Consider the following 25,871-nt stretch of genomic DNA (forward strand, 5'->3'; position numbering starts at 1 on the left):
AAGCTATCTAAATAATCTTTATATTATGCAGCAATATTTATTACTACTTGCTAATAAACTTACACATTCCGAGCCCTAAAACATCGCCATCACGTTTTACATAACCATACTGTGTATAAAAACTTTCTTTACCGTGAGCACTTAATAAAGCTATTGTAGCGCCATTAGAGCTGGTGCTGCTTAGATAGTTTTCAATGTGGGTCATAACTAAATGACCAATGCCCTTGCTTTGATAACTTGGCGCAACAATTACATCTTGAATATAAAAATACATTGCGCCATCACCAATCACTCTACCAGTGCCTATCAACTTATCAGTGTCGTACACGGCAACCCAAAACTGTGAGTTTTCGATGCTTGCTTTTAATGTTTTATCGTCAGGATTTTGCCACTTTACTTGTGTACGTAAATTAGCAAATTCATCCAGTGCTGGGGCTTTAAATTCAACTTTATAAACCATAATATCCCCTACTCACTTTTAAAGCACTTTACTCATAAACAAGCTGTACGGATCTAACTCATAATCACCAAATGGTTCGCATTCTTTAAAACCAAATTGAGTGTAAAGCTTTTGTGCGGGCAAAAATGCCTTTGCAGTGCCTGTTTCTAAACTTAACTTTTTATAACCTCGCAAGGTCGCTTGCTCAATAATATGCATGAGCAATTTAGCAGCGATGCCTTGTCGTAAATAGTTGCTTGATGTGCGCATTGATTTAATTTCGCCATACGTTGTATTTAGTGCTTTTAAAGCGCCAACACCCGCTAAATTATTATCAATCCATAAGCTATAAAAAGTTATATCGGGCTGAGTGAGTTTACTCACATCAAGTGCATGTACGCTCTCAACGGGTGAGTGTTTTAACATATCGTTATGATGCGCTTGTAGTAATTTTATAACGTGTGGGTTTGAAAGCTCACCTACTCGAATATCCATTTATACCTCGTTTAATTCTAGAATTTAATGCTTTAGGCTTTATTTAAAACCCTAAAGTAAATAGCTATATTTAGGCCGCTAGTTTCCATACTACAAACGCAACCGCAAAACCTACTAAATACACTAGCCCTAACCACGTTAAGCTGCGTAATAGCACGCTATGCTTTATAGCAGGCTCTGAGCGAACTAAGCTAAAGTTAAGCCATGCAAAAACAGGCGTTGTAACAAATGAAAGTGTCATAGCAAACGTAAGCATGGGGCCAAGGGCTGATTTAAAAAATAAAATAACGGCCATACCGGCAAGTGCTTGCAGTATTAACCAAATATTTAGACTGTGTTTTGATTGCTTAAATCCAAGTAGTTTATGAGATTCGTTAAGCGTACGGGCGTAGCCATCTAGCACGGTGAGTGTAGTGCCAAACATACATAAAAAGGCGATTGCTGATACAAGCGGCCTTGCCCACTCGCCTATTGTTAATGCGTACATATCAATAAGCTGCTTGGCAAACGCGACACCGCCGAGTTCTATACTACTGGTTTGCCCGTACTGCACTAATACACCTAAGCTAAAAAATACCAAGGCTAAGCCAGCTGTAAGCCAGTAACCTACGTTAAAATCGAACAAGCCTTGGCTTTTAGAAACTGTTTGCTGTGCTTGTTTTTCTTTTAGCCATAAAGAACTTAATGCAGATATTTCGATAGGGGCTGGCATCCAGCCCATTAAAGCCACCATAAAGCTAAGCATGGCAAGTTCATACGGTGAAGGCCCTATGTAATCAGCAGGTGCCATTGGGCCGTTACTAAATGCAATGGCAAGGGCAATCAAAGTAGCGAGCGTCAGCAGCCCCATAATGCCTTTGGCAACGTTATCTAGCGCTTTAAAGTGCCCAAGTAGCAATATAACTAAACATACGCCTAGCAGCATCCAACAAAGCAAGGTTACTTCAATAACCACAGGTAGAGCGTAATGTAGCAAACTTGCTGTAAGCAGCAATACACCGGCTGTATTAACTACAGCAGCTACAATGTTTAAACCGATAAAGCTATAAAAGTAAAACGGGCCTTTGCTTTTATAGCCCTCCACTAGGCTATTTTTAGTAGCGAGTGTGTATTCCATCCCAAAGCGAAAAAACGGGTACTTTAAAACATTCACAACGAGGATAAGCCAAAATAATTGCCAGCCAAATATTGCCCCAGCTTGTGTAGAGGCAACTAAGTGAGAACCGCCAATAGCGGCTGTTGCCATGAGTACTCCAGGTCCAAGCGCACCTAGTCGAGACTTCCATACTGCTTTTGTTGTGTGCATTAATTTCTCAAAATATGTGTGTTGTACGCTGCTTTTATTAATTCTTTTGATTAATAAACTGCAAGAACGCATAACTTACCTAAATTACAGGCAATAAAAAAGAGCCATACGGCTCTTTTTTATAATACTTTGGAACTAAATTTTATTTAAGATCCATCTCTTGGATGATCTCGTGTGCGATTTCAGGTGTCGTGCTAACAGGCTTTTCGTGTAGGTTTGCTTTTATCTGCCCTTTTCGATGTTTTAGTGCCGCATCGAGTTTTTTAGCTGCACTTGCAATGGCAGGGTACATAACTTCGTTTTCCCCTTTTACCGATATGCGCGTGCCTTCGTAATTAGTGCTAATTTCAGCTTGGATTTTATGATGCTCTTTAGACAAAATAATATCGAGTGCAATAAGCGATGGAAAGTGGCTCTCGATTTTAGAAAATTTTTCGTTGATGTGCTCTCTAATAGAGTCAGTAACTTCAACATGGTGACCAGAAAGATTAATTTTCATAGGGTATCCTTTTATTTGTTACCTCATAAATAGTATTGGGGGCTATTTAGATTAACACAAGGAAAAAAGAGAGATATTTGAGGTTTATTTGCGGCTTTTGGTGATTTAAATCATGCGTTGTGCAAAGTTTATGCAAAGCCCATTGTACATGGGCTTTCAGACGTCTACTTAACTTAAACTAAGATTGGTTAATCTGTGTACGAACAACAGTAGTCAGCAAAATCAGATACTTTTACTTTAAAGCTTACATTTGCATCAACATTAAACGACTCACCCGCGTTAAATGTTTTCCACTCACTTGCACCTGGTAATAAAATATCCCATTGGCCAGCTAAAAGCTCCATGCATTCTTTTTGGTTTGTATCAAAAACAAACTCACCAGGTTGCATAAAGCCTAAAGTTTTCGCTTCGCCATCACCTAAAATAACGGTACGACTTGACACTTTTCCGTCAAAATATACATTGGCTTTTTTTACTACACTTACGTTATCGAACTTTGGCATTTTTAGCTCCTGCTAATTTTTATATTTAATTGCGGTCACATTGCCTGATACATAATGAGCTTGCAAGGAAGTGGAGCGAAAAACATTAAGTCAAAATATCATAACGGCAAACAACAACTTATTTTTATTGAATATTAGCTTTAGAGGATACGTTAAATAATTAGAAGCTACGCTTCTCACGTGAGCAAGCTCTACGTCTACAAATAACGCTCCTTAACTTTTGGTGCAACTTTTTGTAAAGCTAGCTTTTCTTGTTTTAAAAGTAACTCTTTTACAAAATTTTAAACCAGCGAGATCGCGCAACAGAACTTATAATTTATTACAAGGAGGAATAAGAGACACTGCGCTTTCAAAAAAAGAGATAAGGCTCTGACAAAGTTAAACGCCCTGCGAGTTATCAGTAATTAAATTATCGTGGTCGGGGGGTAACTCAGTAAGCTTTATTGATTCCATAATCCGCTGTTGTGATTCAAGTGCATGCTTAGCCCATTTTTTATGCTTATCAGAGCGATCAATACGATGATTAAATTCAACCTCTAAAAAAGCATGTTCACTTAATGGCAAACAATAAAAATCTTGACGAGAGAGGCTATTATTTCTTTTTACTTGATAAAACACCCATTGGCAGTTATTAATCACAGCCTCTTTAGCGGCAGGCAATGGCGGCTTTCCATAAGATTCAATACGACCTAAAATTTCTTCTTCTAACTCATCAGGCTCAAAGGGGACGGCCATTTTACTAGATTCTAATGTGGTATCATTTTTAACTTCGGTATTTCTGCCATCAGGTCCCCAATGGAAGTTATCGTATGATTCAATCACAAAACGCTTTAATTGCACGGTATCCAGTACATTGATTTCATTAGTTTGTTTAATCCTTAGTTGGCAACTAAGCATGCCATACTCACTACTTGGTAAATAGCTTACTGGTGGCAAGTACATCCAGTTTTTAGTAAGCATATGTACATATACGTGGTGGAAATAATCTTCCTTGTGCTGATTAAACCAACTTGTTGAATTATAGGGAAATGAGACATCAATTGTAGAAGGTACAGCAGCAACATTACTACTAGGCATATCAAGGGTTAATAGCTTACCTTCTAAAATAAAGCGATAGTAGATGCAATTTTCAAAATTGGGCCCGCCAATAAAACCACGGTAAAAAGCCTTAGCTAAATTAAACACTTTTAGAATTATCAGCAATTAAATTATCGTGATCTGGAGGTAAATCACTGAGCTTTATTGATTCCATAATTCGCTGTTGTGATTCAAGCGCATGCTTAGCCCATTTTTTATGCTTATATGGTAGCTCAACATGATGGTTAAATTTCACTTCTAAAAAAGCATGATCACTTAAAGGGAGGCAATAAAAATCATAGCAAGAGCGTCGATTTGATTTTTTAATTTGATAAAATACCCATTGACGATTATTAATAATTGTCTCTTGAGCAGCGGGCAATGGTGGATAACCATAAATTTCTACACGCTCTAAAATCTCCTTTTTTAGTGCTTCGCCCTGCCAAGGGTTTGCTCTTTTACTGGATTCTAATGTGGTATCATTTTTAACTTCGGTATTTCTGCCATCAGGTCCCCAATGAAAGTTGTCATATGATTCAATCACAAAATGTTTTAATTGGTTGATATCAAGCACATTGACTTCATTGGTTTGTTTAATCCTTAGTTGGCAACTAAACATACCAAACTCTCTGCTAAGGAAGGTGTTAATCGGTGGTAAATACATCCAGTTTTCAGTAAGCATATGTACGTATTCATGGTGTAAATAGTTTTTTTTATGTTGGTTAAACCAAGTTTTCGAATTATAGGGAAACGACACATCAATGGTAGATGGTACAGCTGCGACATTGCTATCCGGTATATCAAGAGTAAGTAACTTATCTTCTAAAATGAGCCGGTGATGAATACAGTTGTCGAAGCTGGGCCCGCCAATAAAACCACGGTAAAAAGCCTTGGCTAAATTAAACACTTTTAGAATTATCAGCAATTAAATTATCGTGATCTGGAGGTAAATCACTGAGCTTTATTGATTCCATAATCCGCTGTTGTGATTCAAGTGCATGCTTAGTCCATTTTTTATGCTTGTCAGAGCGATCAACACGATGGTTAAACTTTATCTCTAAAAAAGCATGCTCACTTAATGGCAAACAATAAAAATCGTGACGAGAGCGCCTATTACTTTTTTTTACTTGGTAAAATACCCATTGGCGATTATTAATCATAACCTCTTTAGCGGCAGGTAATGGCGGCTTTCCATAAGATTCAATACGACCTATAATTTCTTCTTTTAAAGCTTCCCCCTGCCAAGGATTTGCTCTTTTACTCGATTCTAAGGTGGTATCATTTTTGATTTTAGTGTTTTTTCCATCTGGGGCCCAATGAAAGTCATCGTACTCATCAATTACAAAATGTTTTAATTGGCTGATATCAAGCACATTGATTTTATTGGTTTGTTTAATCCGTAACTGACAACTGAGCATGCCATACTCACTACTGGGCAAATAACTAACTGGTGGTAAATACATCCAATTTTCAGTGAGCATATGCACGTATTCATGATGTAAATAGTTTTTTTTATGTTGGTTAAACCAGCTTGTTGAATTATAGGGAAACGATATATCAATGGTAGATGATACAGCTGCGACATTGCTATCCGGTACATCGAGAGTGAGTAGTCTGTCTTCTAAAATAAGACGATGGTGAACACAATTTTCAAAATTGGGCCCACCAATAAAACCACGATAAAACGCCTTGGCTAAATTAAACACTTTTAGAATTATCAGTAATTAAATTATCGTGGTCGGGGGGTAACTCAGTAAGCTTTATTGATTCCATAATCCGCTGTTGTGACTCAAGTGCATGCTTAGCCCATTTTTTATGCTTATCAGAGCGATCAACACGATGGTTAAATTTTATCTCTAAAAAAGCATGTTCACTTAATGGTAAACAATAAAAATCGTGGCGAGAAAGAACATTACCTCTGCACTCTTTGTAAAACACCCACTGGCGATTATTAATAATTATCTCTTTAGCCGCCGGTAATGGCGGTTGACCGTAAACCTCAATCCGCCCTGATATTTCTTCTTTCAGAGCTTCACCTACCCATGGGTTTGCTCTTTTACTCGATTCTAACGTAGTATCATTTTTAATTTTAGTGTTGTCACCATCAGGTCCCCAATGGAAGTTATCGTATGATTCAATTACAAAATGCTTGAGTTGCTCAAAGTCCTGTACATTTATTTTTTGGGTTTGTTTAATCCTTAGTTGGCAACTAAGCATGCCATACTCATTACTGGGCAAATAGCTTACTGGCGGTAAGTACATCCAATTTTTAGTAAGCATATGAACGTATTCATGATATAGATAATTTTTTTTATGCTGGTTAAACCAAACCTTTGAATTATATGGAAATGAAATATCCATAGGCTTTTGAACTGCGGCAACATTACTGTTGGGTACATCAATTGTAAGTAGCTTATCTTCTAAAATGAGGCGATGGTGGACGCAATTTTCAAAGTTGGGCCCACCGACAAAGCCACGATAAAAAGCTTTAGCTAATTTGATCATAACCGTGCATCCGTATGAGGTAGAGTTTTAATAAAATTTCTTACTACATCGGCCTTGTCATTATAGCCAAGCATTTGCAGTTGGTCAGCGTAAGTGACTAGACCTAAAAATGGCAAAGTGTGTGGGCTTGCTGCAGCATCATCTCCTGTAACTAAGCCCTTAAATTTCATCGAACGTACAAGACTGCTTGACGATAAGTCATTACGGCCAGCTAGGTTAGGCACTAAGTCATAGGGATTGTTACGAACCGCAACAACTTTTAATCCGGTACTATGGGCAATGCGTTTTAAACGCTCGATATTTGAGCCTGAGCCATGCACCGCGAGTTGCTGGCCTGTAAGTGACTTACCATAATATATACGATAGTGTTCTAGGGCCGCGCAAAAAATGATTGCCCCTTGACTGTGTGCTAACCATTTAACCTGCTTACCTTGCTGGTTATTTTGTGCCAGCACAGCTGCTAAATGTTGAGCGTTATGGGATTTAGTACCTAAGCGTTTATCAAACGCACATTCGACCAAATCTAGCTTTGGTCGATCAGTTGGGTTATGAAACAGCGTATAAGCTTTTATGCCATCGCCCTCATAGGCTCTATCAAGGTGGGTGCCCATTAGCCATGTGGCTTTGGTAAGCTCATTTTGCATACCATTGACCGCCGCATGCTGCGTATTAACTTGCGTAGTCGCTGTTGGAACATTTCCCCATGCACCTTTGACTTCTTCTATCTCTTCTTCACCCATAGCCCTATCATAAGTATGGTTACTTCGTCTTTTTACCTCATAAAGCATGGTGCGCTCTGCAGCAAAGTTACTTTTTGCTCCCTGCAATTGCCTATCGAAAAGTATATCTTCTAAATTTATAAAATTATTTTTAAGCGAGTACTCTATTAAAAAGTGATAATTACGAAATGGATATTTTGTTCGCCATAAACGGCGCAGCGGGTTACGGCTATGCTTAATTGAGTTGTTAGCATTTGGATTAGCGCATATTTGAATAATATCGGCGCATACCATTTTTAAATCATAATCATTGAGCTGCGATAGCATAGCGAGAGCTTGGCAGGTAAATTTAGCTTTACTAAATGGGAAGTTAATAGGGAGTTTAACACCAAAATCTCGACAGCTAAGCGCGTCAAGAGGGATAACAGAATGAGCGTTGATAGTTTTATTGAGTTTAGACCAAGACATATTTCTTCCTTGTAAATGAGTCTGGGTTAAAATGATACCGTAAACGAATTTTTAGAGCAAAAATAATTTAACGCAGTATTATAATGTTGAATTGCACCTTTTTGGCTCCATTGTAGGTCGTCATTTATGGCGTCATATTTTTGATTTACCTTTAACGCGCTAAAGCACGACCTACAAACAAAAAAGCCCGCGCTGTTTTTTCACAGTGCGGGCTTTTCAATTACTTACTTTATTTAATCAAATACTATTAAAAAAGCTCGTTTGCTTTGCTTACAATGTTTGCCACTTTAAAACCAAAGTGCTCAAACAACTCATTAGCTGGTGCTGACTCACCAAAGGTAGTCATACCTACCACTGCGCCGTTTAGGCCTACGTACTTGTACCAGTAATCAGCAATACCCGCTTCTACTGCTACGCGGCGTGAAACAGATGCCGGTAATACGCTTTCTTTGTATGCTGCGCTTTGATCTTCAAAGGCATCAGTACATGGCATAGATACAACACGTACCTTTTTACCTTGGCTGCGTAGCTCAGTTGCTGAATCTTGTGCTAGTTGCACTTCAGAGCCCGTCGCAATAAAGATAATCTCTGGATTGCCGTCACAGCTAAGGATGTAACCACCCTTTTTAACATCTGCTAATTGCTGTGCGTCACGCGCTTGTTGCTCAAGACCTTGGCGAGTAAAGATTAACGATGTAGGACCGTCTTTACGCTCAATAGCTTGTTGCCATGCAATTGCCGACTCAACTTGGTCACATGGACGCCAGTTGTATAAGTTAGGCGTTAAACGCATGCTTGCAATTTGCTCTACTGGTTGGTGAGTTGGACCATCTTCACCTAAACCAATTGAATCGTGCGTGTATACAAAAATGCTTGGTTGCTTCATTAATGCAGCCATACGTACAGCATTTTTTGCATATTCAACAAACATTAAGAACGTAGCACCGTAAGGAATAAAGCCTTTATGAAGGGCAATACCATTCATAATTGCCGACATACCAAACTCACGTACACCGTAGTAAATGTAGTTACCGCTTGCATCATCGTGTGTTAAACCTTTAGAGCCATCCCAAATTGTTAAGTTTGAGCCTGCTAAGTCGGCTGAGCCACCCATAAATTCTGGTAATAACGGACCAAATGCGTTTAATGCATTTTGCGATGCTTTACGAGACGCTGGGTTTGCAGGGTTTGCTTGTAATTGCTCAATGTACGCTTGAGATTTTTCAGCCCAATCGCCAGGCAGTTCGTTATTAATACGACGTTTGTATTCAGCCGCAAGCTCTGGGTATGCTTTTGCGTATGCTGCAAATTTTTCGTCCCAGCTTGATTCAAGCTGCTGACCTTTTTCTTTGCTATCCCACTTTGCGTAAATATCATCAGGAATTTCGAACGCATCGCCGGTCCAACCTAAAAACTCGCGAGATGCTTTAATTTCGTCATCACCTAGTGGAGCACCGTGACAATCGTGGCTACCAGATTTATTAGGTGAACCGTAACCAATAATTGTTTTACAACAAATTAGTGAAGGTTTGTCGGTAACGCTTTTTGCTTCTGCTATTGCAGCACTTACAGCATCGCTATCGTGGCCATCAACACCACTAATTACATGCCAACCGTATGCTTTAAAGCGAGCTGGCGTGTCATCTGTAAACCAACCTTCAACTTCGCCATCGATTGAGATGCCGTTGTCATCCCAAAATGCAACAAGTTTACCCAGACCTAATGTGCCTGCAAGTGAACCTGCTTCATGAGAAATACCTTCCATAAGGCAGCCATCGCCCATAAATGCATAGGTAAAGTGATCAACAATATCGTGACCTTCACGGTTAAACTGTGCAGCTAGCGCTTTTTCAGCAATGGCCATACCTACGGCATTTGTGATCCCTTGACCTAATGGACCCGTAGTAGTTTCGATTCCTGGTGCATAGCCATATTCAGGGTGGCCTGGTGTTTTAGAATGCATTTGACGGAAGTTTTTAATTTCGTCCAATGGTAAATCGTAACCACTTAGGTGCAATAGAGAATAGATAAGCATTGAACCGTGGCCGTTTGAAAGAATAAATCTGTCACGGTCAGCCCACTCTGGATTTGTTGGGTTATGTTTTAGATAATCGCGCCATAATACTTCTGCGATATCAGCCATGCCCATAGGGGCTCCAGGGTGACCAGATTTGGCCTTTTGTACTGCGTCCATTGACAAGACGCGAATTGCATTTGCAAGTTCTTTGCGAGATGGCATGAATTCTCCTACCTTTATATGTGTATTTGCACGGGTATTTATTATTCGTTTATGTATCCAAGTTTATTGAATACTGTTATACCGACCATTCTTACTTATTGTGGGGGCGGTGTGCAATTAAAAACCCCATAAAAGGGAGCATTATGAATATTTTTTAAGACCAGAACGACATTCGTAATTTTATTTAGACGTCTAGGCGTAAAAACACTATGCAAGGTGTTTTGTTTTCGATAAAATACGCCCCTTAATTTTTTAGCGCTAATACCGACGTTTGTGAAGCGCAATATTTGTGAGCAGAAATACAATGGCAAAACATTTATTTACTTCTGAATCAGTTTCTGAAGGTCATCCGGATAAAATCGCCGATCAAATCTCTGATGCGGTACTTGATGCTATCCTAGAGCAAGACTCTCATGCTCGCGTAGCGTGTGAAACGTACGTGAAAACCGGTATGGTTATGGTTGGTGGTGAAATCACGACTAGCGCATGGGTTGATATCGAAGAAATTACACGTAAAACAATTCGTGACATTGGCTACACAAATTCAGACATGGGCTTTGATGCCGATTCATGTGCAATTTTAAACACTATTGGTAAACAGTCTCCAGACATTAACCAAGGTGTTGACCGTACTAGCCCAGAAGAGCAAGGCGCTGGCGACCAAGGCTTAATGTTTGGTTACGCATGTAACGAAACAGAAGTACTAATGCCTGCTCCAATTACTTACTCACACCGTTTAGTTCAGCGCCAAGCGCAAGTACGCAAAAGCGGCGAGCTTAACTGGTTACGTCCAGATGCAAAATCTCAAGTGACTTTTGCATACGAAAACGGTAAGCCAGTAGGTATTGATGCTGTTGTACTTTCTACTCAGCACAGCGAAGACATTTCGCAAAAAGATTTAGTAGAAGCGGTGATGGAAACAATCATCAAGCCGGTACTTCCTGCAGAACTTATTACAAGTGCAACTAAGTTTTTCATTAACCCAACAGGTCGCTTTGTAATTGGCGGACCAATGGGTGACTGTGGTTTAACTGGTCGTAAAATTATTGTAGATACATACGGTGGTATGGCTCGTCACGGTGGTGGTGCTTTCTCTGGTAAAGATCCATCAAAAGTTGACCGTTCAGCAGCATACGCTGCACGTTACGTTGCTAAAAACATTGTTGCTGCTGGTCTTGCTGACAAGTGTGAGCTACAAGTTTCTTACGCAATTGGTGTTGCAGAGCCTACTTCTATCAGCGTTGAAACGTTTGGTACAAGCAAGCTAGAAGAAAGCCGTTTAATCGAGCTTATTCGTGAACATTTTGACCTGCGCCCTTATGGTCTAATTCAAATGCTTGATTTAGAGCGCCCTATCTACCTTCCTACAGCGGCTTACGGCCACTTTGGTCGTGACGAATTCCCTTGGGAACGTACAGATAAAGCTGAAGCACTTCGCGCAGCTGCTGGCCTTTAATTGGTTAGGTAACTATCTAAATACAAAAAAAGCGCCAATTGGCGCTTTTTTTATGTATTATAAATAGCAGAATAAATTCAAACTTAATTAAAATAACGGTACATTAATAAAAATATTAAGGCAATTTACTCTTTGTTGCTCGGTTTTTACTTATTCTTACATGGATGTAAGCCAGTAGCGCAGCGCAGGAGCCGTTACCGAGCCCACTAGGTTACAAACCTCACGCCGCGATTAAACAGCCCCTAGATTGAACAAATTTCAATCCTGAAAGGCCAACAAGCCCTAATCCACAGACTTTATTTTGTGATCGCACAGAAAGTAGCTCATAAGTTAAAATAATTTAATTTTACATATGGATGCCTTTATAAAGGAGTTCGGTTTATACTCTTTTTATTAAAAAGCTTTAGGGGTACTTAAATGGCCGACAATTTTCGCGTTATATTTGCTGGACTTGCTGATGGAGTAGACAGTAACGCTGCATCTATCAACCTTGCAGATAAACTAAAAACCTCAGAAGAAAAAGTAGCTCTTTTTTTTAAAGGAAAGCCACTGTTTGCACCGAGCCATAAAGACAAAGCACTAAAACAAGCCAAACTATTGGCTAGTTTGGGCATTAAAAGTAAGTTGCAGGCAGTTTCAAATGCAGCTAATACGCCAACTGAGCAACCTCAAAACAGTCAACGTGATGAGCGTATTTTTGATGCCCTTGATTACATCACCAGTAGCTTAATTCGCCTTGAAGAAAAACTCGAAGAGCTTGAACAACGCTTACCAGAAGAGCAATCAAAAAATCCTGAAATAGATGAGGATGACGATTGGCAAGACGACGATTTATTGCTTGATGAAGAGTCAGTAAGCACACCTAAAAAACGCAGTAATGTGCTTTTATATTCTTTAATAGCAACAGCCGTGACGTTACTTATTATATTGGCTGTATATTTGGCATTTCCTAGCTTATTTTCTTTATAATTGCATAGTGAAATCATCAAATGAATAATAACCGTGCGCAGATAAGAAAATCTATCCGTGAAATACGTAATAACTTGTCAAAAAATCAACAAAATTTAGCGGCGCAATCGCTATATATGAATTTTATTCAACACTTGAAAAGCGAAAACACAACGAATTCAAAGCATATTGCCATTTATTTAAGTAACGACGGAGAACTAGACACTTCATTGTTAATTAAAGAATTATGGAACTTAAACCACGTTGTTTATCTACCTATAATACACCCATTCAATGGCGCTAATTTACTATTTCAGCGCTATGAGAAAAACTCACCCATGAGGGCAAATCGCTATGGTATCTTGGAGCCTAAGCTGAACTGCTCTCAAATATGCCCATTACCAGCGCTTGATTACCTCCTTATGCCATTAGTTGCATTTGATAAACAAGGTAATCGCCTAGGAATGGGAGGTGGGTTTTACGACCGGACATTGGCGCGTTTACATGAACAAAATTGGCAAAAACCGCAACTAATTGGCCTTGCACATGAATGCCAATTAGTTGATGCTCTACCAATCGAGTCATGGGACGTACCACTTAAAACCATTATCACCCCAGATAAAACATACTGTTGGTAACATTTAATTTTGGTTACTAGCCGCATATTTCTGACATACATGAGCACAAAGCAATGACACAAGACGAATTAAAAAAAGCAGCTGCCTGGGCAGCACTCGAGTTTGTAAAAGAAAACACCATTGTAGGTGTCGGTACAGGCTCTACTGTTAATCACTTTATTGATGCCCTTGGCTCAGTAAAGGACACTATTGTAGGCGCTGTATCAAGCTCAGAAGCGTCAACTGCACGTTTGGAAGCGTTAGGTATTGAAGTGTTTGAACTTAATAACGTTGATGCTTTAGATGTATACGTTGACGGCGCTGACGAAATAAACGCTCAAAACGAAATGATTAAAGGCGGCGGCGCTGCGCTAACACGTGAAAAAATAGTAGCAGCAGTTGCAAAACAGTTTGTGTGTATTGTTGATGACACAAAGCTGGTAGATACATTGGGCGACTTCCCGCTTCCGGTAGAAGTTATTCCAATGGCGCGCAGCTACGTTGCACGAGAATTATTAAAACTTGGTGGTGACCCTGTTTACCGTCAAGGTGTAGTTACCGATAATGGTAACGTTATATTAGATGTATTTAACTTAAAAATTACCAATGCCAAACAACTTGAAACACAAATTAACTCAATTGTTGGCGTAGTTACCAACGGCCTATTTGCGATGCGTGGTGCTGATAAAGTGATTATCGGCACTAAAAATGGGCCTCAAATTAAATAGGATGAGGTTATGAGTAAGGTATCGTTAGCAAAAGACAAAATTAAAATTCTCTTGCTTGAAGGTGTTCACCAAAGCGCTGTTGAAACGCTAAAGCGTAACGGTTACAGCAACATCGATTACGTTAAAACATCCTTACCTGAGGACGAACTAAAAGAACGCATTAAAGATGTACACTTTGTAGGCCTTCGTTCTCGCACTCATATAAGCGAAGCGGTATTAGATGCCGCTGAAAAGCTCGTTGCAGTTGGTTGTTTTTGTATTGGCACAAACCAAGTTGACCTAGACAGCGCACGCGAACGTGGTATTGCTGTATTTAACGCACCGTTTTCTAACACTCGTTCTGTTGCTGAACTTGTACTCGGCGAAATTCTGCTTTTACTACGTGGTATTCCAGAGCGTAATGCAGCGGCTCATCGTGGTGGCTGGTTAAAAACAGCAAATGGTTCGTTTGAAGCACGTGGTAAAACATTAGGTATTATTGGCTACGGTCATATTGGTACTCAGCTGGGTATTATGGCTGAAAATATCGGTATGAACGTGGAGTTTTACGATATCGAAGATAAGTTATCACTGGGTAATGCAAAACAAGTTCATAACCTAACTCAGCTATTACAACGCTCTGATATTATTAGCTTACACGTACCAGAAACGCCGCAAACTAAAAACCTAATCGGCACAGCTGAACTTGCTGTTATGAAGCAGGGATCTATTTTGATCAACGCTTCTCGCGGAACTGTTGTTGATATTGATGCACTTGCAGAAGCGCTTACCGAGAAAAAGCTAAGTGGTGCAGCAATCGATGTGTTCCCTACTGAGCCTAAATCTAACGATGAAGAATTTGTATCGCCACTGCGTCAATTCGACAATGTTATTTTAACACCACACATTGGTGGCTCGACACAAGAAGCACAAGAGAATATTGGCATTGAAGTAGCAGGTAAACTGGCTAAATACTCAGATAACGGCTCAACCATTACTGCGGTTAACTTCCCCGAGGTATCGCTACCAGAGCTTGCTAATCGTAGCCGTTTATTACACGTGCACCACAATCGTCCTGGCGTACTAACACAAATTAACCAAGCGTTTGCACAGCACGGTATTAATATTGCCGCGCAATATCTGCAAACAGATTCAGCAATTGGTTATGTTGTTATTGATGTAGATACTGATCACTCTGAAGTTGCACTTAAAGAACTAAGCGCTGTTGAGGGTACAATTAGAGCACGTATTCTTCATTAATAATGAGATTGGCTCTTTGAGCAATAACTACTGTTTTATAAAAACACCGCACTTAATTTAAGCGCGGTGTTTTTTTATAAGCTGTGTATTTCTCATAAGTTACATGTGCGCGATGTAAAATCGCACCTACCGCTTGGGTATATATAATTTTGTAGGTGAGGTTTTATACCTCGCTGTTTAAAATTCAAGCGACAATGCACAAGTGCGAAATAAATTCGCACCTACCGCTTGGGTATATATAATTTGTAGGTGAGGTTTTATACCTCGCTTTTACATATTAAAAACACGCGTTACATGTGCGCGATGTAAAATCGCACCTACCGCTTGGGTATATATAATTTTGTAGGTGAGGTTTTATACCTCGCTGTTTAAACATTTAAGCGATAATGCACAAAGCGCGAAATAAATTCGCACCTACCGCTTGGGTATATATAATTTGTAGGTGAGGTTTTATACCTCGCTTTACATATCTAAATATATTAAATAACACCGTTTAAAATAAAAACCTCAAGGCACAAAAAAGCGCGAGTAAAACTCACGCTTAAATCATTTAAATTGAACTATCAACACCTTTTCGCTTCACTGACAGCTCAACGCGATTATTAATCACCTTTTACTTCTAAATTAATAAACTTAACGAGCTCTTCAGGTTGCCCTACTAGCATCATAATGTGTTGATTAACTTCCATCATGGTTTTACCTTCAGGTAATTTTGCAGATACGCTAAATGAATTCAAACCTTTAGCAAAGCTAGTTAAAGCCTCAGCTATGTCTTGCGTTACGGGAGCTTGTTGTAACTGCTGCTGTAGCATAAGTTCCATTTTCTCTAACGTCATACCTTGCTTTTCAAGCTCACTTGATAATAAATCTTTTAGCTTACCTTGATTATTTAAGGCAAAACTAACATTGCGCGGCTCCAGTTTGCTCATTGCTTGCATAACAAGTGTTTGCTGCTGTAACTCTTGCTCGTAAGTCAGAGGTTGATTACCAGCTTCTTGTTGCGCCTTACTAATAGCCAATGACGCATCCATTAATGCTTTTGAATTAGCTAAGCCCATATCCATATTAAAACTAACAATATCTTTTGCATCTAATTTAACAACCACATCACTGTTGCCCGACTGTTCGTCGTAATCAAGCGATGAGTGTAAGTCATAGCTTGCCGATGCTAACATTTCGTTCGTACCTGCTGGTAATTTTGCGGCAAAGTCTTTATCAAACTGGAAGCTTTTTACATCAAACGATGTATGAGGCGAAATATTATCCGGATCGTAACCCGTTATTTCAATACTTTGAATCTTAGCAACATTGTCACCCTCAGGGCTTATTACTTCCATATTTGTTATTTCTACGCTTTTTGAAATAACACTTGCTGATAAACCAGCATATTTAAATATAGCGCCCGTTTGCTCACTTACTAAAGCAAGTTGCTTATCTACTTCTGCACGCACTTCTTGTGTTGCTACGTAATTTGCATAACTTACACCACCAACACCTGCTGCAACAATAGCGGCAACTATAACTAATTTTTTCATGTTATCTCCTTATTTAATTCTTAATATAAAATGGTCTTAACTCAAGAGTAACACTGATGAACATTACCGGTTAAGCGTTTTTGCTGGCTAGTTAATTAAACTAAGTAACTCATGCACTGTTTTTACTGGGGTAATTTTAGCACCCAACCCTTCCATGGATTTATGATAATTACGAAATGGAATAAATATTTCAGTAAAACCATGTTGTGCTGCTTCTTTAACGCGCGGTACACCACTATCAATTGGACGTACATCGCCGTTCAAGCTAAGTTCCCCCATAATACACGTGGTACGAGGTACAACAAATTCATTTAAACTACTAAGTAATGCGGTAACTAACGCCAAATCAATACAGGTTTCTGACTCATCAATTCTTAAACCACCTACTATATTGAAAAACGTATCGTGAAATATTTTAGTTTTAGTGTGCTTGCGCAATATACCGGTCAGCATTTTTATACGATTCATATTTAAACCAACGCAAACACGCTGCGGAAATTCCGCCTCAGTTTCGGTGGTTAAACATTGAATTTCGAGTAATAAATTACGATTTCCTTTACGAATACAAGTAATTGTAGACCCAGGGGAATCGGTGGTTGAACCCGATAAAAATATTTCGCTTGGGTTATCAACACTTAACATACCGCGTTCGCACATTTTAAAAATGCCCACAGTATCAATATCACCAAAGCGATTTTTATTGGCTCGCAAAGTACGAATTTGCCCATCGTTGGTGTCAATATGTAAAAGCGCATCCACTATATGCACCAAAGTCTGCGGGCCAGCTATTTCGTTATTCTTATTTACATGAGCAATAATGAACATGGTGACATCATTTTGCTTACAATATTGAGTCAATGCTTGTGCGGCACTCTTTACTTGCGAAGGCGAGCCTGGGCTACCATTAGCGGTATCGGTTACAACAGCTTGAATAGAGTCGATTACAGCAAACTTAATTTTATTCTTCTCAAGCTCATCAATAATTGTTTCAACGCTTGTTTCTGAAAGTAAATAAAGCTCGTCCGGGTTGTAGTTTAACTTTAAACGGTTAACCCTGTTTTTAAACTGTGATAAAGACTCCTCTGCCGTACAATAAAGTGATGGCATACGCTGTGACATCCTAGCCACTAAATCAGACAGCAATGTAGTTTTACCAGCGCCAGGGTCGCCAGAGATTATATTAACCGACCCAGTTGTGACACCACCGCTTAGCACACGATCGAGTTCGCCGATTTCAGTTAGCTGTTTTTCAGCCTCTGTTGTAGTAATGTCATTAATTTTTTTAGAGCCGCCACCAATACCACCAGCATAACCGCCTACACTTGCTCGCACTGCCGCTTTTTTACTGTGCCCTGCTGAAGGTTTAAATTCTGCTAATGTGTTCCATGCACCGCAGCGGCATTGACCTTGCCAACGTTGGTAGTTCATGCCACATTCAGTACAAACAAACTCTACTTTTGCCGCTTTTGCCATTAATAACCTTACCTACTATTCTTTAATTTTTAAAATACTTACTATTAAATGATTATCTTGCCATTCCACGCTTTTTCTCAGCAACGATTTTTACCTGTGAAAAACCTAGCATCACAATCATTAAATACAATTCTGTTTTTATTCCCTGTAATTTAGGGCATACTTTTTGCTTTGAAATAATTTAAAGTAACTTGCCAAAAAAATGGCATTTAACACATAATAACAAGAGCTAAACTGTAGTTACTCAAATAACCGTACCTATATTAATAACATAGAATGGTTTAACGTTTATTTTTTTAATAAATAGACTCAACAGTATACCTACTTTTTCAATTAGACGGTGATGGTTTTATAAATGGCTGATGACATAATGCTCAAACACGAAGACCTCGTGAATGAGCTAAAACAATATTTAGGTAACACCAAGTTTGACATGATTTTCAAATCAAAAACGGCAGAGCTTACAAAGCCTGAACAATTTTTGATGAAAATGGAGATGTCACGCTTATCTCAGCCTGTTGCCCGATTTGTTGATTTACGCGGTTTAGTTACCGGACATGTAAAGCCCTATGAGCACAATGGCAAACAGCACTTTATGGATGATACTGCCATTGAGGTTTTTGAAAAAGCTTTAGAACAACATGGTGAGTACACGTTAGCCGTTTACGAAGCAGTAATGAATACTGAGAATAATCATCGTGTGTTACAAAAAAAGGCTATAGAAAAGGCTGAATTACCAGAACTAGATGACTCGTTAGATACAGATGTCATTAAATTTGCCTCTTATGAGAGTCGCCGTGAAGAGCGGATGAACTACTCAATAAAAGTCACTATTACCTACGATGACAAGAAAAACATTGCGGCAAGTACCTCTGACATTTCTCTTAGTGGCTGTAAAGTAAAGCTCGTTACCCGCCATATTTTAAAGAAAGGTCAACTCATCGCAATGCGTTTAGTCGGGCTTGAGCAAGACTTTGAGCTAGGCTTAAAAAACGGTATTCAATACGAAGTAGTGGCTGTGGAAAATATATCTCGTGAATACAACCACATTCGTTTAAAGCGTACTTATGTAGAAAATAATGAAGCATTTGATCGCTTTTTAAAGAGCTTTATTCATGGCAATAAACGCCGTTATAAAGTCAACCTTGATAACACTCTTGATGCTGTCGTTTCAAAAGGCTATGAGCAATATTACATTCCGCGAGTAACTTCTTTATATGTATTTTTAAGCAAAAAAGATGATCACTATTACCCAAGCTTGAGCTTAACAACAGAAAATAATATTTTTATTCAGCGCTATTTTACTGACGAAAGAGCAATCCCTTGCTTGTACAATGTACTCAATCACCAGCGTATAACCCAATTGCTAACGCAAACAACGGCCGTTAAAGAAGATTATCTATATACTTTTACGCATGTATCCTCAGGTAAAATTTACTATTATTCTGCAACACGTAGTGAACTTGAAAAAACGCCTGAGTTGAGCAGTTTATTTTTAAGTTTTGGCAGTCAAAAAGAAAGTTGGCAATGTTTTAAACTTCAAATCATGCCTACTCACCCAGACGATTCGTACATTCCACTTTCTTTACCCAATAGTGCTGGTGAAAACATTGAAAAGCTTAATAAGCCGCCTTCGCCTCGCGTTGAAGGGCTAGTAAAAGATGTAAAGTACATTGTTGTTTTAACAAGTATTGGTAATGCTGTAGAACAAGAGCAGTATAAAAAATTAAATTATGATAAAGCACTTGTTAATCAGCTTAAACATTTTGGTCATGCTAAACATCAAACACCACCTTATTTAGATATTGTTGCACTTGAATATGTAAATTTACGTTCGCATAAGCGCTATCTATATAAAACAGCAGCAAAAGTAACCTTAGGTGACATTACCTTTAGTGGCTACACGCGTGACTTTTCTGTAATGGGCTTACAACTTGAGTGCGAGCAACCCATCACCTTTAAAAAAGGTGACATTATTTTATTATCATTTCCTGACTTGCAAAAAATAACTAAAAAGCACCAACTTAGTGAATTAAAATATGAAGTAATGGCAATTGGTAAATCGTTTACTACCATTAACTTAAAAGCAAGTCGGGTATCTGACTTCCCTCATGCTGGCGTTACCTTTTTCACTCAGTTAATTGAAAACAACAAAGACAAACTTAAAGTATCTGAAGAAGCACCTAAAGTAGAAGGCTTATCTACCGCGCTTAGAAACATGGTTACAAAAAGCGTATGTCAATTTCCATTATACTTACATAAAGAAGCTGCTCATTTTAAAACGGGAGCCATTGGTTTTGGTTTATACGCTAGCCCGTTACATGTGATTTTACAAAACTTTGGGCTGCTGAGTAATAAAACAGACTTATCTAGTATATTGACAGATGAGCAAATAATTAATGTAATTTCGCCGCATATTAAAGATAGAAGCCGCCAAGATCCTCCTCTGGCATTTACAATCGCTATTAATTTTGATCCCCGCAAAGGAGATATCAAAGAGGCTATTACAAGCCAATGTGTTCTAGGTGAAGACTACAGCGGCTTTGAGAAACAAATTAGCCAAGGTATTAAATCGGATCTAATTTTTGTGATGCGTTTATATTTATCACGTACGGGACGTCCTGATACCGATTACTTATCTAACGAATTAAAATATGTAAGCCAATACGCTATGCATAAAGCAAAAGATTTGGAAAAAGCATTATGGTCTGTAGCAGGCGTAGGTGACGTAGTAGATATTACTGAAGAAGCGCTTAGCCACCTAGACCTCAATCAACAACAAATTGAGCAAATGGGACGTCGTAAACTTATTTGGTTAAACCGCTTACGCTAAGCGGTTTAACCCTTTTAGCAAAACATGCTGGCCTTGTCTATTTTTCCATACCAATACTTTTCAGTGGATACAAGGCTAATTTATTTAATCTAAAATCTCGTTCAGGGCAAAATCATACTTGAGCGTTATTTATCCTAAAATAAGCTGCTCTCTTACCTCATCTGACCAAGCAGCCTGTTTCAACTTACCTTTCATACTGTCTTTTATCGCGCTTAATTTCGCTAAGTTCATCGCAAATCGTCTGAAGGTCGCCATATTCTCGGGGGCATCACCTCGACGAATACGTGAATCGTCTTCTTTAAATGTCATATCTAATACCCAGTGTGCTGAGTTTTCTATTCCCCAATGCTGGCGAATAGACTTGGCTACTTGCTCTGGGTTTATCCCTAGCGAGCTGATGTAATAACTCGTTTCCATTGTATGACTATCGCCAACATAACGCTGTCGTACTACCTCGACTATGGAGTTGAAATTGACCCAACCGTGGCGCTGCTCAAGCCAATCTGTCACCAACAGTTGAGTGTACGTGCGCTGCTCTATTCGACCATGCCCATCATTTACTGTTTCATGGCTATTTTGCTGGATGAGTGATGGCTGCTCTCGTCTGACTTTGTGATAGTAGGCTTGAATTTCTTTGTTCAATTTTCCTTGGTTATTCTTCACTTGCAGCAAATAGTCTCCGTCTTTCTTGCTGACGGCTTTCGTCACTTTCTTTAAACAATGCATCGCGTCTGCTGTGATGATATTGCCTTTAAGCTCAAGTAATTCAATAAGTGCCATCACTGTTGATACTTCATTCTTCTTACTTTTTGATTTGCATTGTGCTAGTACTAGGCCCTGTTCAACTGCATAAGCTGAAACACTGTGAATAGCTGTTTTTTTATCACCATCATAAGAATGGCGAAGTGTTTTACCGTCAAAGGCAATGACGCTTTGATTATTCGCATCTCTAAGCTCATTAACCCAAGAAACAAAACAAGCTAATAAAGCTTCAGGGGCCAGTGAGCTAATGATACGAGCAATCGTATCATCGACAGGAATACCATTTTCAAATGAACGAAACTTACGTAACCAAGTCAGTTTACTGTCACCGAATTGCTTAATATCCTTCCACCCTTCAGCACCTGAAATAATCGCAGTGACTGTAAGGAATATAACATCCAGCAATTCATGTTTTTTGTTGATGTGTGAACGAGTATCTTGAATGTCGTTGAAATGGTTGATGAATGACATGTTAATCGCCTTTGAGAAAAAGGCGATTTGATCACAGATTCGAAGTAATAATCAAGTTAAGTATGATCTTGCCCTGATCTCGTTAAGATATTTACTATTAAGGGCTGAGATTAGTCTAAATTTTTGGCTCTTCATTAAGCGGAATCGCCAACATATACAACAGTTGTAATAACGATCCTTGGCAAATAGCCGCTTGAGCTTGTTCAACTACTTTAGCCTTGCCATGCACTGCAACACCTAAACCCGCTTTAGCCATCATCACTAAATCGTTCGCGCCGTCACCAATAGCCACGGTTTGCGTTTTTATAAGCCCTAGCTTTTGCTGCAATGACTCTAAAACCACCGCTTTTTGCTGCGCATCCACAATTTTGCCAAGCACTTTACCCGTTAATTTATTATTCTTGAACTCAAGTGTATTTGCATGTACTTCATCTAAGCTAATCAACTCTTGCACTCGCTCTGCAAACGGTACAAAACCACCCGATGCAATTGCTAAATACCAGTTGTGCTGCTTTAAAATTTGGCATAATGCTTTAATACCGGGCATTAAAGGGAGTGAATATTTTAATTCTTCAATTAAGCTTTTTTCAATACCCTCAAGCTTAGCCACTCGTTGATTTAAGCTTTCGCTAAAATCAAGCTTACCCGCCATTGCAAGCGCAGTAACTGACGCAACGTCATCGTATACATTTGCTAAGCGTGCTATTTCATCAATGCACTCAATCGTAATCGCTGTTGAATCCATATCCATAACCAATAAGCCAGGCTCATATAAGTTAGGCGGTGTATTAACTTGTACAAGCTGACACTCTAAGGTTTTTGAGAGCGCTTGTAGCACTAATGGGTTTATAGCTTGATTTGCATCTTGGCTATAAAAGCACAATGCGGGTGCTAACTCTAAATCAGGCTGATATTGGCATAGTGCTGTAACACCTTGATTATGCTTAGCTAAAAATTCTGCAATCAATTGGATTTTTTCACTATTAAAATCCCCTGCGAATGCAATACTAAATAGCCCACGCTGCCTATTTGGAGTACCATTGAGTGGCAAAAAGGTGGTGTCTTGATAACTAAACCATTGATTTAATGTGAGCGTTGATAGTGATTGCTCAGCATTGGGCTGTGCCATGCTTGTTTTCGACATGGGATCTCCGTGTTTATTTTTATTATCCTGATATAAAACTAATTGATGTTAGGTATTATTAGCGCTAAATTCGCCATCAGGTAGGATTTAAGGTTATAGTAGTAGTTGTAACATCAAATTAAAATCCTGTCAGTAGCATATACGGTGACTATGAAAAATAACCATCTTAAAAATCCAATCTCGGCATCTCAAAAAAAGCGACTTGTGCGTTTATTTCTTGCGGCTGCCTGTTTTGTATTACTAAGCTGGGTGGGTGTAAACAGTAGTTTTCAAAGCCATCAGTTACTCTACGATAGCGCCGATAGCACAGCCAAAAGCCTGACTCAATTTATGGCCTTAAATGTTAAAACACCGCTTATCGAAAAAAACAAACCACAGCTTAATGCTATTTGTAACGATATAAGCAAAGACGAGTTTGTACTTTCAGCCACTATTTACGATCAGCAAGGCATTTTAATAGCCAGTAGCGATAATTGGCAATCGCACCATATTTTTGGCCAACTTCCTGATTCAACCCCTGGCATTAGTAAATTAAAAACCCCTTTTGTAGAGCCCGTAGTTAGCGATGACGACCGTCCACTTGGATTTGTGTCAGTCACTTATTTAACCCGCTCAGCCATAGCGCAAAGTCATAGCCATTTTCATGACTTAGGTCGCCAAGTACTATTAATGCTAGTGATTGCCTGTATTTTTACGTGGCAATTAGGGCGTGGATTAAAAAGTTGGCAGGTAAGTCGTTATATCCGAAAAACATCTGAGCAAGAATCATAAAGGCATTTTGCAAGCGTATCTCTCTTACTGAGTGACTTTAAATCACACAATGCATTAAACACATCGGGTATATGCAATGGCGTGTTAACTTCACCTTGATAGCCGCTTAAGGGCATTGAGGGAGAATCTGTTTCTAGCACTAAATTCTCTGGCTCGATAGCAGCAATAACAGCCCGTGTTTTAACTGCGCGCTCATAGGTAATAACACCGCCTACTCCTAGCTTAAAGCCCTGCTTAATATAATACTGCGCTTGTTGGATTGAACCTGAAAATGCATGAATCACTCCCCCATTTTTTGGCTTACAACGTTTAAACGATTGCGCAATTAAATCATGGCTTTGCCTATGGTGTATAATGATTGGCAAGTTAAGCTTGTTTGATAGCTCTATTTGCTGCTCAAACAAAAAAGTTTGTTTAGCCAAGTTTTCAATACTTCTATCAAGCCCACATTCTCCAATAGCCACCAGCTGATGCTTATTTGCAGTCGCGAACTCATATAGCGCTTCAATGTGCGATTCTTGATGTTGATCTAAAAAATAAGGATGTAATCCTGCGGCTATTTTTATACTTGGATAGGTTGCTTTGAGCTTTATGAGAGTACGCGATTGAGCAAGCGTAATACCAGGCACAATAAACTGATTAACTCCCTTTGCTACACATTCGTTTATAAGCGATTCACGATTCGAATCAAACTCGCTAAAGTCGAGGTGGCAATGAGAGTCAATAAATTGCACGGTTACTTACTCATCGATTTATTAAGGGTTTAAGCGTGTAATTTGCCAGCTATTATCTGCTTGGCGCTGATACATAAAACGGTCGTGCAAACGATGCGCCCCACCTTGCCAAAACTCAATTTTAGTGGGTACTACACAATATCCACCCCAAAAGTCAGGGAGTGGAATTTCACCCTTAGCAAATTTATTTTTCATATTGGCAAAGGTTTCCATGAGTACTTTACGTGATGACACCGGACGACTTTGCGCTGATGCCCACGCGGCTAATTGGCTTTCTTTAGGACGAGATAAAAAGTACTTTGCCACAGCAGATGTAGGTAATGGTTTAGCCTCGCCATAGACAATAACTTGGCGTTCCATGTGGTGCCACGGAAAGTGCAAGGAAATTTTATTATTACCTTTAAGCTCTTGCGCTTTACGCGAGCCGGTATTAGTAAAAAACACAAACCCGTTATCATCTAAATGTTTTAAAAGCACAATACGCTGTGAAGGTTGACCAGTTTCATCAACGGTTGCTACAACCATTGCAGTAGGATCGGGTAGTTTGCTTGCTACCGCATGCTCAAGCCACGTTTCAAACTGCTTAAACGGATCATCTTGCAAGTTATCTTCGCTTAACGCGTCTTGCAGGTATTCACGACGGATATCTTCGAGTTTCATAACAAGTCCTTTAAATAAAGCCTTAGAGAAGAGCTTAGAGTAGCGAGCTTAAAACATTAGATGTTGAGTAATAACAAACATTAAGATTCAGGTGTTACGATAGCAATAAACACAGAGACTCAGGTGCATTCGATAGCAATAAGTATAGAGTCTCAGGTGAATCGTTGGGTTTCGTTTCACTCAACCCAACCTACACAGCTCAGATATCTGCAAGTGTAGGAGTGCTAGCAAGGCGGTAAAACTATTTATG

At 39.2% G+C, this 25,871-nt stretch carries 24 protein-coding genes; 7 read left to right on the plus strand and 17 right to left on the minus strand.

The window, feature by feature from the left end; all coding sequences use genetic code 11:
- Positions 1 to 43 precede the first annotated feature (43 nt).
- The 11 genes from AOR04_RS13125 to tkt all read right to left on the minus strand — a co-directional run bounded on the left by AOR04_RS13125 (position 44) and on the right by tkt (position 10,250).
- Complete coding sequence (locus tag AOR04_RS13125) at positions 44 to 460, minus strand: GNAT family N-acetyltransferase (RefSeq protein ID WP_096793591.1); 417 nt, start codon at positions 458 to 460, stop codon at positions 44 to 46.
- Positions 461 to 478: 18 nt separating this feature from the next.
- Entirely contained in the window at positions 479 to 934 is a 456-nt protein-coding gene (locus tag AOR04_RS13130) for a GNAT family N-acetyltransferase (RefSeq protein ID WP_096793592.1), read from the minus strand.
- 70 nt (positions 935 to 1,004) lie between these two features.
- The gene (locus tag AOR04_RS13135; RefSeq protein ID WP_096794133.1) at positions 1,005 to 2,180 is read right to left on the minus strand and encodes an NRAMP family divalent metal transporter; all 1,176 of its coding nucleotides are present in this window, start codon (positions 2,178 to 2,180) and stop codon (positions 1,005 to 1,007) included.
- A gap of 202 nt (positions 2,181 to 2,382) precedes the next feature.
- Complete coding sequence (hpf, locus tag AOR04_RS13140; RefSeq protein ID WP_007376058.1) at positions 2,383 to 2,739, minus strand: ribosome hibernation-promoting factor, HPF/YfiA family; 357 nt, start codon at positions 2,737 to 2,739, stop codon at positions 2,383 to 2,385.
- Positions 2,740 to 2,927: 188 nt separating this feature from the next.
- Positions 2,928 to 3,242, minus strand: coding sequence for a pyrimidine/purine nucleoside phosphorylase (gene ppnP, locus AOR04_RS13145; RefSeq protein ID WP_002958974.1), 315 nt, complete (start codon positions 3,240 to 3,242; stop codon positions 2,928 to 2,930).
- A 378-nt stretch (positions 3,243 to 3,620) separates the two neighbouring features.
- On the minus strand, positions 3,621 to 4,445 hold the full coding sequence (locus tag AOR04_RS13150) for a hypothetical protein (protein ID WP_157770548.1): 825 nt from the start codon (positions 4,443 to 4,445) through the stop codon (positions 3,621 to 3,623).
- Positions 4,420 to 5,244 (minus strand): hypothetical protein, encoded by an 825-nt coding sequence (locus tag AOR04_RS13155; protein WP_232525474.1) that lies wholly within the window; start codon positions 5,242 to 5,244, stop codon positions 4,420 to 4,422. The genes AOR04_RS13150 and AOR04_RS13155 overlap by 26 nt, the downstream gene beginning before the upstream one ends.
- Complete coding sequence (locus tag AOR04_RS13160) at positions 5,219 to 6,025, minus strand: hypothetical protein (protein WP_096793595.1); 807 nt, start codon at positions 6,023 to 6,025, stop codon at positions 5,219 to 5,221. Before AOR04_RS13160 ends, AOR04_RS13155 begins: the two co-directional genes overlap by 26 nt.
- Positions 6,018 to 6,824, minus strand: a complete 807-nt coding sequence (locus tag AOR04_RS13165) for a hypothetical protein (RefSeq protein WP_096793596.1) — start codon at positions 6,822 to 6,824, stop codon at positions 6,018 to 6,020. Before AOR04_RS13165 ends, AOR04_RS13160 begins: the two co-directional genes overlap by 8 nt.
- Complete coding sequence (locus AOR04_RS13170) at positions 6,821 to 8,011, minus strand: hypothetical protein (protein WP_096793597.1); 1,191 nt, start codon at positions 8,009 to 8,011, stop codon at positions 6,821 to 6,823. The genes AOR04_RS13165 and AOR04_RS13170 overlap by 4 nt, the downstream gene beginning before the upstream one ends.
- A 247-nt stretch (positions 8,012 to 8,258) precedes the next feature.
- Positions 8,259 to 10,250, minus strand: coding sequence for a transketolase (tkt, locus tag AOR04_RS13175; RefSeq protein ID WP_096793598.1), 1,992 nt, complete (start codon positions 10,248 to 10,250; stop codon positions 8,259 to 8,261).
- A gap of 304 nt (positions 10,251 to 10,554) precedes the next feature.
- Here tkt and metK point away from each other — a divergent pair, with 304 nt between their 5' ends.
- From metK to serA, 5 genes are all read left to right on the plus strand, one after another.
- On the plus strand, positions 10,555 to 11,706 hold the full coding sequence (gene metK / locus AOR04_RS13180) for a methionine adenosyltransferase (protein ID WP_007377800.1): 1,152 nt from the start codon (positions 10,555 to 10,557) through the stop codon (positions 11,704 to 11,706).
- A 417-nt stretch (positions 11,707 to 12,123) separates the two neighbouring features.
- Positions 12,124 to 12,675 (plus strand): hypothetical protein, encoded by a 552-nt coding sequence (locus AOR04_RS13185; RefSeq protein ID WP_096793599.1) that lies wholly within the window; start codon positions 12,124 to 12,126, stop codon positions 12,673 to 12,675.
- 20 nt (positions 12,676 to 12,695) lie between these two features.
- Positions 12,696 to 13,292, plus strand: coding sequence for a 5-formyltetrahydrofolate cyclo-ligase (locus AOR04_RS13190; RefSeq protein ID WP_096793600.1), 597 nt, complete (start codon positions 12,696 to 12,698; stop codon positions 13,290 to 13,292).
- A gap of 53 nt (positions 13,293 to 13,345) precedes the next feature.
- The gene (gene rpiA / locus AOR04_RS13195) at positions 13,346 to 13,999 is read left to right on the plus strand and encodes a ribose-5-phosphate isomerase RpiA (protein WP_002958979.1); all 654 of its coding nucleotides are present in this window, start codon (positions 13,346 to 13,348) and stop codon (positions 13,997 to 13,999) included.
- Positions 14,000 to 14,008: 9 nt separating this feature from the next.
- Positions 14,009 to 15,238 carry a phosphoglycerate dehydrogenase gene (serA, locus tag AOR04_RS13200; protein WP_007377804.1) on the plus strand — a complete coding sequence of 410 codons (1,230 nt, stop codon included), beginning with the start codon at positions 14,009 to 14,011 and terminating at the stop codon, positions 15,236 to 15,238.
- A gap of 602 nt (positions 15,239 to 15,840) precedes the next feature.
- Here the strand turns inward: serA and AOR04_RS13205 are convergent.
- Together AOR04_RS13205 and radA are read right to left on the minus strand one after the other, a co-directional pair.
- Complete coding sequence (locus tag AOR04_RS13205; RefSeq protein ID WP_096793601.1) at positions 15,841 to 16,773, minus strand: hypothetical protein; 933 nt, start codon at positions 16,771 to 16,773, stop codon at positions 15,841 to 15,843.
- An 87-nt stretch (positions 16,774 to 16,860) separates the two neighbouring features.
- The gene (gene radA, locus AOR04_RS13210; protein WP_008137434.1) at positions 16,861 to 18,246 is read right to left on the minus strand and encodes a DNA repair protein RadA; all 1,386 of its coding nucleotides are present in this window, start codon (positions 18,244 to 18,246) and stop codon (positions 16,861 to 16,863) included.
- Positions 18,247 to 18,601: 355 nt separating this feature from the next.
- Here radA and AOR04_RS13215 point away from each other — a divergent pair, with 355 nt between their 5' ends.
- Positions 18,602 to 21,079, plus strand: a complete 2,478-nt coding sequence (locus tag AOR04_RS13215; protein ID WP_096793602.1) for a PilZ domain-containing protein — start codon at positions 18,602 to 18,604, stop codon at positions 21,077 to 21,079.
- A 129-nt stretch (positions 21,080 to 21,208) separates the two neighbouring features.
- Here AOR04_RS13215 and AOR04_RS13220 read toward each other — a convergent pair whose 3' ends face one another.
- Both AOR04_RS13220 and serB read right to left on the minus strand, forming a co-directional pair.
- Positions 21,209 to 22,312 (minus strand): ISAs1 family transposase, encoded by a 1,104-nt coding sequence (locus AOR04_RS13220; protein WP_096793603.1) that lies wholly within the window; start codon positions 22,310 to 22,312, stop codon positions 21,209 to 21,211.
- A 115-nt stretch (positions 22,313 to 22,427) separates the two neighbouring features.
- Entirely contained in the window at positions 22,428 to 23,456 is a 1,029-nt protein-coding gene (gene serB / locus AOR04_RS13225) for a phosphoserine phosphatase SerB (protein ID WP_096793604.1), read from the minus strand.
- A gap of 150 nt (positions 23,457 to 23,606) precedes the next feature.
- Here serB and AOR04_RS13230 point away from each other — a divergent pair, with 150 nt between their 5' ends.
- Entirely contained in the window at positions 23,607 to 24,227 is a 621-nt protein-coding gene (locus tag AOR04_RS13230; RefSeq protein WP_096793605.1) for an AhpA/YtjB family protein, read from the plus strand.
- On the opposite strand, the gene AOR04_RS13235 is transcribed toward AOR04_RS13230, so the two are convergent.
- A complete protein-coding gene (locus AOR04_RS13235) occupies positions 24,194 to 24,961 on the minus strand; it encodes a TatD family hydrolase (RefSeq protein WP_096793606.1) in 768 nt (255 codons plus the stop codon). The two genes, AOR04_RS13230 and AOR04_RS13235, sit on opposite strands and share 34 nt — an antisense overlap.
- A 21-nt stretch (positions 24,962 to 24,982) precedes the next feature.
- Positions 24,983 to 25,621: a pyridoxamine 5'-phosphate oxidase gene (gene pdxH, locus AOR04_RS13240; protein ID WP_096793607.1), complete on the minus strand. Its 639-nt coding sequence runs from the start codon at positions 25,619 to 25,621 to the stop codon at positions 24,983 to 24,985.
- Between the last annotated feature and the right edge of the window lie 250 nt (positions 25,622 to 25,871).

This window comes from Pseudoalteromonas sp. 1_2015MBL_MicDiv (genome assembly GCF_002407505.1).
Lineage (GTDB): Bacteria > Pseudomonadota > Gammaproteobacteria > Enterobacterales > Alteromonadaceae > Pseudoalteromonas > Pseudoalteromonas fuliginea.